We start from the raw sequence: 11,286 nt of genomic DNA, 5'->3' as shown, positions 1-11,286 counted from the left end.
GGTGCGGTGCCAAGTCGCATGCCCGGTTCGGGAAGCGGCTCCGGGGAAACGGGCCGGTCGAAAGACCGGCACCGCGCCCCGGGCCGACTTCACCACCCGGGATCACCGGCCCTGTGGAGGGTCGGGTGGTGCGCTTGACACGAAAATCGAACATCCATTCTTATGGAGACTCCGGTAAGGCTCACGGCGGGGATTTCGACGCGGATTCCCGCGGAAGTGCCCGAGTTGTCCACAGGCCGGACCGACGTCGGGGCGCGTTGTCAGTGGCAGGCGTTAGCGTCTTTGGCGTGAAGCGATCGACTCAAGCAAACCGGGTGGAACCCATGGCAGGCACCGACCGCGAGAAGGCTCTCGACGCCGCGCTCGCACAGATTGAACGACAATTCGGCAAGGGCGCGGTCATGCGCATGGGCGAGCGGTCCAGGGAGCCCATCGAGGTCATCCCGACCGGGTCGACCGCGCTCGACGTGGCCCTCGGCGTCGGCGGACTGCCGCGCGGCCGGGTGGTGGAGATCTACGGACCGGAGTCTTCCGGAAAGACGACCCTGACCCTGCACGCGGTGGCGAACGCGCAGAAGGCCGGCGGCCAGGTCGCCTTCGTCGACGCCGAGCACGCCCTCGACCCCGAGTACGCGCGCAAGCTGGGCGTCGACATCGACAACCTGATCCTGTCCCAGCCGGACAACGGCGAGCAGGCGCTGGAGATCGTGGACATGCTGGTCCGCTCCGGCGCGCTCGACCTCATCGTCATCGACTCCGTGGCCGCGCTTGTCCCGCGGGCTGAGATCGAGGGCGAGATGGGCGACTCGCACGTGGGTCTCCAGGCCCGTCTGATGAGCCAGGCCCTCCGGAAGATCACCAGCGCGCTCAACCAGTCGAAGACCACGGCGATCTTCATCAACCAGCTGCGCGAGAAGATCGGCGTGATGTTCGGCTCCCCCGAGACCACGACGGGTGGCCGGGCGCTGAAGTTCTACGCCTCGGTGCGCATCGACATCCGCCGCATCGAGACCCTGAAGGACGGCACGGAGGCGGTCGGCAACCGCACACGCTGCAAGGTCGTCAAGAACAAGGTCGCCCCGCCCTTCAAGCAGGCCGAGTTCGACATCCTCTACGGGCAGGGCATCAGCCGGGAGGGCGGCCTGATCGACATGGGTGTCGAGCACGGCTTCGTCCGCAAGGCCGGTGCCTGGTACACGTACGAGGGCGACCAGCTCGGCCAGGGCAAGGAGAACGCGCGCAACTTCCTGAAGGACAACCCCGACCTGGCCAACGAGATCGAGAAGAAGATCAAGGAGAAGCTGGGCGTCGGCGTGCGCCCGGAGGAGCCCTCCGCCGAGCCCGGCACGGACGCCGCCGGTGCCGCGCCCGCGGCCGAGGACACCGCCAAGCCGGCTGCGGCCACCGCGGCCAAGGCCACCAAGGCCAAGGCGCCCGCGGCCAAGAGCTGACCCCATGACACGGCGAACCGACTGGGCCGAGTACACCGACCCCGTCGCCCCGCGGACGAGGGGGAACCGGGGCGACGGAGGGGCCGTCGGGGGCGGGGACGAGGCGTACGACGACCCGCGCTGTGGCGCTGAAGCGTACGAACACGGCGCTTCGCGCGACGGCCGTGCACGCGGGGGACGGGGACGAGGGCGGCGGCGCGGCTTCGGGGAGTCCGCCGACGGCCCCCAGGACGGAGGTTCCGCTTTCTCGTCGAGGGCCGAGGAGGGAGAGTCCTCCGGGGACCCGGCTGAGCGGGCGCGGGCGATCTGTCTGCGCCTGCTCACCGGGACTCCGCGCACCCGGAAGCAGCTCGCGGACGCCCTGCACAAGCGGGAGATCCCCGAGGACGTGGCGGACGAGGTCCTGTCGCGGTTCGAAGAGGTCGGCCTGATCGACGACGGTGCCTTCGCCGACGCATGGGTGGAGTCCCGGCATCACGGCCGGGGCCTTGCCCGCCGGGCGCTCGCGCGGGAGCTGCGGACCAAGGGGGTGGACTCCGCACTGATCGACGAAGCGGTGGGGCAGCTCGACACCGAGCAGGAGGAGGTCACCGCGCGCGAACTCGTGGACCGCAAGCTGCGCGCGACACGTGGCCTCGACCGCGACAAACGCCTGCGCCGCCTTGCGGGCATGCTCGCCCGCAAGGGCTACTCCGAAGGCATGGCCCTGCGGGTGGTACGCCAGGCGCTTCAGGAGGAGGGGGAGGACACGGAGGGGCTGGAGGACGAGGGGCTCTGACACGGGGCGTTCTGGCGCGGGGCGGAGCCCGTGCCCGCGGGGATGACCGGGAAACCGGCCGCCCTCCACGCCTGGAAGCCGCCCACCAGATCCGTGGCACGGTGCAGGCCGAGCCCGCGCAGCGACGCGGCGGCCAGGCTGGAGGCGTAGCCCTCGTTGCACACGACCACCACTCGCAGGTCGTGGCTCGTGGCCTCCGGGGCTCGGTGGCTGCCCCCCGGATCGAGGCGCCACTCCAGTTCATTGCGCTCCACGACGAGGGCGCCGGGGATCAGCCCGTCGCGGTCGCGCAGCGCCGCGTACCGGATGTCCACCAGCAGGGCGTCACCCGACCGCGCGGCCTGGTAGGCCTGCGCCGCCTCCACCCGGTCCAGGTCTTCGCGGACCCGTTCCAGGAGTCCGTCGATGCCGACGGGGGCTTCGGGTACGGAGTTCGGGTTCACTGCCAGTCCTCCGGACGCTCGACATGTTCCAGATGCAGCACCGGTCCGGTGCGGCTGTAGCGGCGGATCCGCGGAAGGGGCGGGTGGTAGGCGTGCACAGAGACGGCGTGCCGCTCGGCGGAGGCGTTGAGCACCTCGTGGACATGGTGCCGGCCGAAGGATCGCCCGGTGCCGGCAGGCAGCAGCCGCTCCCGGTCCACGCCCTCGGTGAGTTCCAGGGTCTTCCAGCCGTCGGAGGGCAGCCGGGCCGCGAGAGAGTTTTCGCGGAGTTCGCCCGAAGCGGTGACGAAGGCCCCGACCGAATCGGCGTGGTCGTGCCAGCCGGTGCCGGTGCCGGGCGGCCAGCCGATCAGCCATGCCTCGCTGCCGCCGGGTCCTTCGAGGCGTACCCAGGTACGGCCCTCGGGGTCCAGCGCAAGGGAGGCGATCAACGCGGTGTCGGCGGCCGTCCGGCGCACGAAGTCGAGGAGTTCGGCCTGGGTGGGCGCGTGCGGCGGGGCGGAGACGGAAGCAGGGGCAGCGGGGGACACGGACAACGGATACCGTCCTGAGGGTTCGCGGGGGTGCGCGACGGTACGGTCACGGCGCGCGGGGTGTGGGGGAAGCGAGATCAGCAGGACGGACGACACACGCAGCCCGCATAGCGGACGAGGTCCATATGGACCCTCCGCCACAGGCGCACACAGGTGTCGGTCACGATCCGGAGTAGACCATGGAGTCCCGGGCCGGTCAACCGACAGTCACCATCCGGACTCGCGTCAGCCGCTGATGCCGTACGCACGCCACACACACCCCATGCGCACTCCCGCACCCCATACGCCCGGTGCGCCGCCGGAGAGTCCGTGCCGCTCAGCCCGCGCTCGCCGCGGCGGCCTCTGCCTCCGTCTTCGCCTGGCCGCCCAGTGCCGCCTCCGCCGCCTGGTACAGGTCCGCCGGGCGCACCCCGCTCAGCGCCGTGACCAGATGGCCGTCCGGGCGGATCAGGAGGACCGTATGGGGGGCCGCGCCCGGGTAGTCCTCGGCGACCAGCAGTTCCGCGGAATGCGGAAGAGCCGTCACCGCCGCCGCCAGCCGGGGCATGATCCCGGCCGAGACCCAGTGCTTGCGCTCCCACACCCCCGTGCCAGGGGCCACCAGCACCACCAGCAGCGGTCCGCGCCCCAGCCGGTCCCGCAGCCGCACGAACGAGCCGTCCTCCGCCGTCACCCGCACGTCCACGACGGGCGCACCGGGTTCGGTGCCGACCGGCGCCGCCCACTCGGTGGGTGCCGGCGCGAGCGGCGAGGCCGCGTACGCCACCGGCGCGCCGAGCACCCCGCGCCCCAGATGACCGTCCGTCAGCAGCGCGTCATGGCCACGGGCCGACCCGGGCAGATACGAGCGCAGGCCCCCGCCGCCGCGCAGCAGCGGCAGCGCCTGGTCGGCGGCGCGCAGCCGGGCCGCGACCACGGCACGGCGCTCGGCCTGGTAGCTGTCGAGGAGCGCTTCGTGGGGGCCGTGGTGCCAGGCTAGGGCCAGTTTCCAGGCGAGGTTGTCGACGTCCCTCAGGCTCTCGTCCAGTCCCTGTGTGCCGAGCGCGCCCAGCAGATGCGCGGCGTCTCCGGCGAGGAAGACCCGGCCGGAGCGCCAGCGGCGGGCGAGCCGGTGGTGGACGGAGTGGACACCCGTGTCCAGCAGGTCGTAGGGGGGCGTGGTGCCGCCGTTCCAGCCCGCGAGCGTCTCCCGGACGCGGGTCACCAGCAGTTCCGGTGTGACCAGGTCCTTGCCCGGCGGCAGCAGCCAGTCCAGGCGCCACACCCCGTCAGGCAGAGGGCGCGCCGTGACCTCGCCGCCCGAGGGCCCCGTGAACCGCCATGGCGGCATCCGGTGCAGCAACGCCTCGCCGGGACGCGCCAGTTCGGTGCGCAGGGCCGCAACCGCGTGGCGCTCCACGGACGTACGGCCCGGGAAGCGGATGTCCAGGAGCTTGCGCACCGTGGAGCGAGGCCCGTCGCAGCCGACCAGGTAACTGCCGCGCCACCAGGTGCCCTGGGAGCCGCGGGTGTGGGCCGTGACACCCAGCGACTCCTGTTCGAGGGAGTCGAGCCGGCTGTCCGAGGCGACTTCGACGAGCGGTTCACGGGCAATGGCATCGCGCAAGGCGCCGGTCAGCAGATGCTGGGCGATGTGCAGCGGGGCGGGACCCCCGAAGTCACCGGGACTCCCGGCATCACCCGGGCCCTCGGCCGTACCCTTGCGTGCGTCGCCGGCGGTGCCGTAACCCTCCCCGTGCCGCGCGGCCCCGGTGGGGGTGTGCGTGAACGTGGTCTCCCGCGTCACCTGCCTGCGCCGCATCGAGCGCCAGCCGGTCCAGCGCAGTCCGGCCTCGCCGAGTGGCGCCCCTGCCAGCCGTTCCACCAGGGCGGCGGTGTCCTCGCGCAGCACCACGGTGCGCGCGGCCCGCTGCTCGTCCTTGCCCGGGCCCTCGTCGAGGACCACGGACGGCACCCCCTGACGCGCGAGCGCGAGCGCGAGCGAGAGCCCCACCGGCCCCGCCCCGACGATGATCACCGGGTCCACGGCGCGGCGCCCCCTGCCCTTGGCGTCGGCCAGGGGGACATATGTGAACAGGTGGTTGGAGCAGGGTGCACGATCACAGAACGTATGCAACCCACTGCCGGTTCCCCCGTCAAGCGGCGGAGGCAGTGGTGAGCACACCACTGCCTCCGTACTGTTCACGCCATATGACTGGTTATCAGAGTGCGAGGCCGCTGGTTCCCGTCGACTCGGCTTCCAGGATGTCTGCCGCCATTCCGGGCGCGACCACCGCTCCAGTGGACTTCTTGGCGCGCCGCAGCCGCCGCTCGAGCCAGCTCGCGAACGACGTCAGGGAGAAGTTGAGGATGATGTAGATCAGCGCCACGATCGTAAAGCTGGCGATGATGTTGGCACCGTAGTACGAACTCATCGTGTTGGCCGATGCCAGCAGCTCGGGGAAGGTGAGGACCGCTCCGCCGATCGCGGTGTCCTTCAGGATCACGACGAGCTGGCTGACGATGGCGGGCAGCATCGCGGTGACCGACTGGGGCAGCAGGATCGACGTCATGGTCTGGGTCTTGCGCAGGCCGATGGCATGCGCCGCCTCCGTCTGGCCCTTGGGCAGGGACAGAATGCCGGCCCGGACGATCTCCGCCAGCACCGAGGCGTTGTAGAGCACCAGACCGGTGAAGACCGCGTACAGCGGACGGTCGTCCGAACTGAGGTCGGAGTACAGGGAGTAGGCCGCCATGCCGAAGATCATCAGCATCAGCACCGGGATGGCGCGGAAGAACTCGACGATCACGGCGGCCGGGACACGGACCCAGACGTGGTCGGAGAGGCGCGCGATGCCGAGGACCGCGCCCAGCGGCAGTGCGATCACCATCGCCAGGCCCGCCGCGATCAGGGTGTTCTCCAGGCCGGGCAGGATGTAGGTGGTCCATGCCTCGGCGCCGGTGAAGAACGGCTTCCACTTCTCCCAGTCCAGCTGGTCCTTGTCGTCCAGACTCTTGAAGACCCACCAGGCGATCGCGGCGAGGACCAGCAGGAACACGGCCGACACAAGGGCGTTGCGCCGCCTGGCCCGGGGGCCCTGCGCGTCGTACAGCACGGAGCTCATCGCTTCACCGCCACCTTCTTGCCCACCCAGTTGAGCAACAGCCCGGTCGGCAGCGTCAGACAGACGAAGCCGAACGCGAACACCCCGGAGATCAGCAGCAGCTGCGCCTCGTTCTCCAGCATCTTCTTCATCAGCAGGGCCGCCTCGGCCACACCGATCGCGGCGGCCACCGTGGTGTTCTTGGTCAGCGCGATCAGCACGTTGGTCAGCGGGCCGACAACCGCCCGGAACGCCTGCGGCAGCACGATCAGCGTCAGGACCTGGGTGAAGTTCAGGCCGATGGCGCGGGCCGCCTCCGCCTGGCCGACCGGCACGGTGTTGATGCCGGCGCGGATCGCCTCGCAGACGAACGCCGAGGTGTAGGCGATCAGACCGAGCACCGCGAGCCGGAAGTTGGCGGTGTCGAAGTCGTGGGCGCCGAGGCTGATGCCGAGCGTCTGGTTGAGGCCCAGCGAGGTGAACAGGATGATCACCGTCAGCGGGGTGTTCCGCACGATGTTGACGTACGCGGTACCGAAGCCACGCATCAGCGGCACCGGGCCGACACGCATGGCTGCCAGCAGGGTTCCCCATATCAGGGAACCGACGGCCGAGAGCAGGGTGAGCTGAATCGTCACCCAGAAGGCTCCCAGCAGGTCGTAACCTTCAAGAAAGTCGAACACGATCTCCCGCGCTTCCGCGTGTGGACTGGCTGGTGCGTGCGCCGCCCCTCATGGGCGGCGCACCCGTCGGCCGCTGACTGGGCCGACCGACTCAGCTCTTGATGTCGCCGATCTTCGGCGCGGGCTCGTTCTTGTAGTTCGCCGGGCCGAAGTTGGCCGTCACGGCCTTCTGCCAGGAACCGTCGGAGACCATGTCCTCAAGGGCCTTGTTGATCTTGGCCTTGAGGTCGCTGCCCTTCTTGACGCCGATGCCGTAGTTCTCGTTCGTCATCTTGAAGCCACCGAGCTTGAACTTGCCCTTGAACTGGGCCTGCGAGGCGTAACCGGCCAGGATCGAGTCGTCCGTGGTCAGCGCGTCGATGGCCTTGTTCTGCAGACCGGTCAGGCAGGCCGAGTACGTCGGGTACTGCTGAAGGTCGGCGTGGGGCGCCAGCTTGTCGTGGACGTTCTGCGCCGAGGTCGAGCCGGTCACCGAGCACAGCTTCTTGTTGTTGAGGTCGGCCGGCGACTTGATCGCGTCGTCGTCGGCGCGCACCAGCACGTCCTGGTGAGCCAGCAGGTACGGACCGGCGAAGTCGACCTTCTGCTCACGCTTGGGGGTGATCGAGTACGACGCCACGATGAAGTCGACGTCGCCGCGCTGCAGCATGGTCTCGCGGTCGGCGCTCTTCGACTCCTTCCACTCGATCTGGCCCTCGCCGTAACCGAGTTTCTTGGCCACGTACTTGGCTACGTCGACGTCGAAACCGGAGTAACCCTGGGGCGTCTTCTGGCCGATACCGGGCTGGTCGAACTTGATGCCGATCGCGATCTTCTTGCCGCCCCCCGAACCGCCGTCGCTCTTGTCCTTGGAACTGCACGCGGTCGCCGAGACGGCGAGGGCGAGAACGGCGGCCGAGACGGCGGTGACCTTGCGGAGCTTCATGGTGAACGTCCTTCGAATGGTGAAGAGATACTCAGGGGTCCCGGGCGCCCGAGCGGCGCCTGGGAGGATGCGCGAGCCGCCGCAGGGACGCGGCGCCGGGCGGTCAGTGGTGCAGGATCTTCGACAGGAAGTCCTTCGCCCGGTCGCTGCGCGGGTTGCTGAAGAACTGTTCCGGCGCGGCCTCTTCGACGATGCGTCCGTCGGCCATGAACACCACGCGGTTGGCCGCCGAGCGGGCGAAGCCCATCTCATGGGTGACCACGACCATGGTCATGCCCTCCCGGGCGAGCTGCTGCATGACCTCGAGGACCTCGTTGATCATCTCCGGGTCCAGGGCCGAGGTCGGCTCGTCGAACAGCATCACCTTGGGGTCCATCGCCAGCGCGCGGGCGATGGCGACGCGCTGCTGCTGGCCGCCGGAGAGCTGAGCCGGGTACTTGTCCGCCTGGGTTGCCACGCCCACCCGGTCGAGCAGCGCGCGCGCCTTCTCCTCGGCCGCCTTCTTGTCCGTCTTGCGGACCTTGACCTGGCCCAGCATCACGTTCTCGAGCACCGTCTTGTGCGCGAAGAGGTTGAAGGACTGGAAGACCATGCCGACGTCGGCGCGCAGCCGGGCCAGTTCCTTGCCCTCCTGCGGCAGCGGCTTGCCGTCGATCAGGATCTGGCCGGAGTCGACGGTCTCCAGGCGGTTGATGGTGCGGCACAGGGTGGACTTGCCCGACCCCGAAGGGCCGATGACCACGACGACCTCGCCGCGGGCGATGGTCAGGTCGATGTCCTGGAGCACGTGCAAGGCGCCGAAGTGCTTGTTGACGCTGCTCAGAACGACCAGGTCGTCGGGCACGGTCACCGCGTCCTTGGTCACCGATACTTCGGTCATGTGCTGATTGGCTCCGTCCTCGCTCGGTTTGGGAGGACAGTAGTGATGCGGTACGACCAGCGTCATTACATCTGAGGGAGATCTGAGCATCACGATCGGGTAGCGGCCGGATACGAGCCGTAGCGCCGACGCGCCGGGTGCGTACCGGCTGGATAACGGAAGCCGTACGCAACCGGATCGCTCTTGACGCCGTCCTTATTCATCGGCGTGACTGCCATGGTGCACGCGCGCGGATGCGCGCGTTCTCGTGCACGACGCTTTCCGGCACAGGGCGAGGACGAGCTCCCCGTACCGGACGGCAGCGAAGACCGAGCGAGGACCGTAGAACCGAGGAACCGGAGGGGGCCGGCATGAGACTGCTTCTCGTCGAGGACGACAACCATGTGGCGGCGGCCCTGTCCGCGGTGCTGGCCAGGCACGGCTTCGACGTCACGCACGCCCGCAACGGCGAGGAGGCCCTCAAGGCGCTCGTCCCCGAGGGGGCCGGCTTCGGCGTCGTCCTGCTCGACCTCGGCCTGCCCGACCAGGACGGCTACGAGGTCTGCAGCAAGATCCGCAAACGCACCAGCACACCGGTCATCATGGTCACCGCGCGCTCCGATGTGCGCTCCCGCATCCACGGCCTCAACCTCGGCGCCGACGACTACGTGGTCAAGCCGTACGACACCGGCGAACTGCTCGCGCGTATCCACGCCGTCAGCCGGCGCACCCCGAACCTGGACGACACCGGTGCCACCGAGACATCACTGCGCCTCGGCCCCGTACACATCGAACTTCCCACCCGCCGGGTCAGCGTGCGCGGCTCGGTGGTCCAGCTGACGCGCAAGGAGTTCGATCTGCTGGCCCTGCTCGCCCAGCGACCTGGCATCGTGTTCCGGCGCGAGCAGATCATCAGCGAGGTCTGGCAGACCAGCTGGGAGGGAACGGGGCGCACTCTGGAGGTGCATGTCGCCTCCCTGCGCTCCAAGCTGCGCATGCCCGCGCTGATCGAGACCGTCCGCGGCGTCGGGTACCGGCTCGTCGCCCCGGCCGCATAGCGGGGACGGGTGCGCGCACGACTTCTTCCGCTGCTCATCGTCCTGATGGCAGCCGTGCTGCTCGCGCTCGGCGTCCCGCTCGCCCTGAGCCTCGCCGCCGCTCAGCAGCAGCGTGTCGTCGTCGACCGCATCGACGACACCGCGCGCTTCGCGGCCCTCGCGCAGTTCGTCACCGAGCGGCCCACGGCAGTCTCCCGGGTGGCGACGACGGAGGACGAACGCGGCGAGACCCTGCGCCAGGAACTCGCCATGTACTACCGCGTGTACGGCATCAGGGCGGGCGTCTTCTACCGCGACGACGCCCCCATGGCCCACGCGCCCGAGGACTGGTACCTGCCCCGACGGGGCGAGGGCCGCGACGCCTTCAACGAGGCGCTCGACGGGCGCCGCAGCCACGACCCCGAGCAGGTCTGGCCCTGGCAGCGGACCCGGCTCGTGGTCGCCTCGCCGGTCATCCGCGACGGTGACGTGGTCGCCGTCGTCGTCACCGATTCCCCCACCGGGCAGATGCGGTCGAACATCCTGCACGGCTGGCTGCTCATCGGCGCGGGCGAGATCGCCGCGATGCTGCTCGCCGTCGGCGCTGCGCTGCGCCTGACCGGCTGGGTGCTCAGGCCCGTTCGTGTCCTGGACGCGACCACCCACGACATTGCGACCGGACGCCTCAAGTCCCGTGTCGCAGCCGCGGGCGGGCCGCCGGAACTGCGGCGTCTGGCCCGGTCGTTCAACGAGATGGCGCACAACGTCGAGGAAGTCCTCGAGCAGCAGCGGGCGTTCGTCGCCGACGCCTCCCATCAGCTGCGCAACCCGCTCGCGGCGCTGCTGCTGCGCATCGACCTGCTCGCGCTCGAACTGCCCGAAGGCAATGAGGAGATCGTCTCGGTCCGCACCGAGGGCAAGCGTCTGGCGCAGGTGCTGGACGACCTGCTCGGCCTCGCACTCGCCGAACACGCCGAAGCCGACCTCCAGGTCACCGACATAGGTGCTCTGGCCGCCGAGCGTGTGGCCGCCTGGGGGCCTGCGGCCGAGGCCAAGGGCGTACGGCTGGCCGGGACCTGCCCGCCCACCACGGCCTGGGCGGACGCGGTCACCCTTTCGAGCGCGCTGGACGCGGTCATCGACAACGCGGTGAAGTTCACACCCTCGGGGGCGCAGGTCGGCGTGGAGGTCGCGGCGGCCGGGGAGAACGTCACGGTCGTGGTCACCGACGAGGGCCCCGGACTCGGCGACGAGGAACTCTCCCGAGTGGGCGACCGCTTCTGGCGCAGCCCCGCCCACCAGAACATCAAGGGCTCCGGCCTAGGTCTGTCGATCACCCGGATACTCCTGGCGGCGGGCGGCGCCTCGATCACCTACGCCCACAACAAGCCGAGGGGCCTGAGGGTCACGGTGACGATCCCGAGAGCCTCCTCAGGGCCCGGTCGGAGGAGGGGCGCCTGACCGGGCGCGGAGCGCCCCCGCACCCGGTCCCGA

The 11,286-nt window shown here is 70.0% G+C and carries 11 protein-coding genes and 1 pseudogene; 4 read left to right on the top strand and 8 right to left on the bottom strand.

What is annotated here, in order from left to right:
- Positions 1–323: 323 nt before the first annotated feature.
- Both recA and recX read left to right on the top strand, forming a co-directional pair.
- A complete protein-coding gene (gene recA, locus ABZ845_RS22045) occupies positions 324–1,451 on the top strand; it encodes a recombinase RecA (protein WP_360982201.1) in 1,128 nt (375 codons plus the stop codon).
- 4 nt (positions 1,452–1,455) lie between these two features.
- On the top strand, positions 1,456–2,229 hold the full coding sequence (gene recX / locus ABZ845_RS22040) for a recombination regulator RecX (protein ID WP_360982199.1): 774 nt from the start codon (positions 1,456–1,458) through the stop codon (positions 2,227–2,229).
- 44 nt (positions 2,230–2,273) lie between these two features.
- Here the strand turns inward: recX and ABZ845_RS22035 are convergent.
- The 8 genes and pseudogenes from ABZ845_RS22035 to ABZ845_RS22000 all read right to left on the bottom strand — a co-directional run.
- A pseudogene (locus ABZ845_RS22035) lies at positions 2,274–2,678 on the bottom strand (rhodanese-like domain-containing protein); the annotation flags it as partial.
- Positions 2,669–3,208: a cysteine dioxygenase gene (locus ABZ845_RS22030; RefSeq protein ID WP_360982197.1), complete on the bottom strand. Its 540-nt coding sequence runs from the start codon at positions 3,206–3,208 to the stop codon at positions 2,669–2,671. The pseudogene ABZ845_RS22035 and the gene ABZ845_RS22030, both read right to left, overlap by 10 nt.
- Positions 3,209–3,282: 74 nt before the next feature.
- Positions 3,283–3,354 carry a putative leader peptide gene (locus ABZ845_RS22025; RefSeq protein ID WP_309544753.1) on the bottom strand — a complete coding sequence of 24 codons (72 nt, stop codon included), beginning with the start codon at positions 3,352–3,354 and terminating at the stop codon, positions 3,283–3,285.
- Positions 3,355–3,521: 167 nt separating this feature from the next.
- On the bottom strand, positions 3,522–5,231 hold the full coding sequence (locus tag ABZ845_RS22020; RefSeq protein WP_360982209.1) for an FAD-dependent monooxygenase: 1,710 nt from the start codon (positions 5,229–5,231) through the stop codon (positions 3,522–3,524).
- Between the two features lie 175 nt (positions 5,232–5,406).
- Positions 5,407–6,309: an amino acid ABC transporter permease gene (locus tag ABZ845_RS22015; protein ID WP_360982195.1), complete on the bottom strand. Its 903-nt coding sequence runs from the start codon at positions 6,307–6,309 to the stop codon at positions 5,407–5,409.
- Positions 6,306–6,971, bottom strand: a complete 666-nt coding sequence (locus ABZ845_RS22010; protein WP_360982193.1) for an amino acid ABC transporter permease — start codon at positions 6,969–6,971, stop codon at positions 6,306–6,308. Before ABZ845_RS22010 ends, ABZ845_RS22015 begins: the two co-directional genes overlap by 4 nt.
- A gap of 91 nt (positions 6,972–7,062) precedes the next feature.
- Entirely contained in the window at positions 7,063–7,896 is an 834-nt protein-coding gene (locus tag ABZ845_RS22005; RefSeq protein ID WP_360982191.1) for a glutamate ABC transporter substrate-binding protein, read from the bottom strand.
- 103 nt (positions 7,897–7,999) lie between these two features.
- Positions 8,000–8,776, bottom strand: coding sequence for an amino acid ABC transporter ATP-binding protein (locus ABZ845_RS22000; protein WP_360982189.1), 777 nt, complete (start codon positions 8,774–8,776; stop codon positions 8,000–8,002).
- Positions 8,777–9,126: 350 nt separating this feature from the next.
- Between ABZ845_RS22000 and ABZ845_RS21995 the strand changes: the two genes are divergently transcribed.
- Together ABZ845_RS21995 and ABZ845_RS21990 are read left to right on the top strand one after the other, a co-directional pair.
- Positions 9,127–9,813, top strand: a complete 687-nt coding sequence (locus ABZ845_RS21995; protein ID WP_360982187.1) for a response regulator transcription factor — start codon at positions 9,127–9,129, stop codon at positions 9,811–9,813.
- Positions 9,814–9,822: 9 nt separating this feature from the next.
- Positions 9,823–11,253 (top strand): HAMP domain-containing sensor histidine kinase, encoded by a 1,431-nt coding sequence (locus tag ABZ845_RS21990; protein WP_360982185.1) that lies wholly within the window; start codon positions 9,823–9,825, stop codon positions 11,251–11,253.
- Positions 11,254–11,286 lie beyond the last annotated feature (33 nt).

Origin of the sequence: Streptomyces sp. NPDC047022 (genome assembly GCF_040644155.1) — a bacterium.
Lineage (GTDB): Bacteria > Actinomycetota > Actinomycetes > Streptomycetales > Streptomycetaceae > Streptomyces.
The sequence above is the reverse complement of the archived record's forward strand: the minus strand, read 5'-3'. Positions and strand labels throughout refer to the sequence as shown.

Excerpts from the sequence above, each read along its gene's own strand:
- recA (WP_360982201.1), top strand. The coding sequence starts at position 324 with ATGGCAGGCACCGACCGCGAGAAGGCTCTCGACGCCGCGCTCGCACAG.
- recX (WP_360982199.1), top strand. The coding sequence starts at position 1,456 with ATGACACGGCGAACCGACTGGGCCGAGTACACCGACCCCGTCGCCCCG.
- ABZ845_RS22015 (WP_360982195.1), bottom strand. The coding sequence starts at position 6,309 with ATGAGCTCCGTGCTGTACGACGCGCAGGGCCCCCGGGCCAGGCGGCGC.
- ABZ845_RS22005 (WP_360982191.1), bottom strand. The coding sequence starts at position 7,896 with ATGAAGCTCCGCAAGGTCACCGCCGTCTCGGCCGCCGTTCTCGCCCTC.
- ABZ845_RS22000 (WP_360982189.1), bottom strand. The coding sequence starts at position 8,776 with ATGACCGAAGTATCGGTGACCAAGGACGCGGTGACCGTGCCCGACGAC.
- ABZ845_RS21995 (WP_360982187.1), top strand. The coding sequence starts at position 9,127 with ATGAGACTGCTTCTCGTCGAGGACGACAACCATGTGGCGGCGGCCCTG.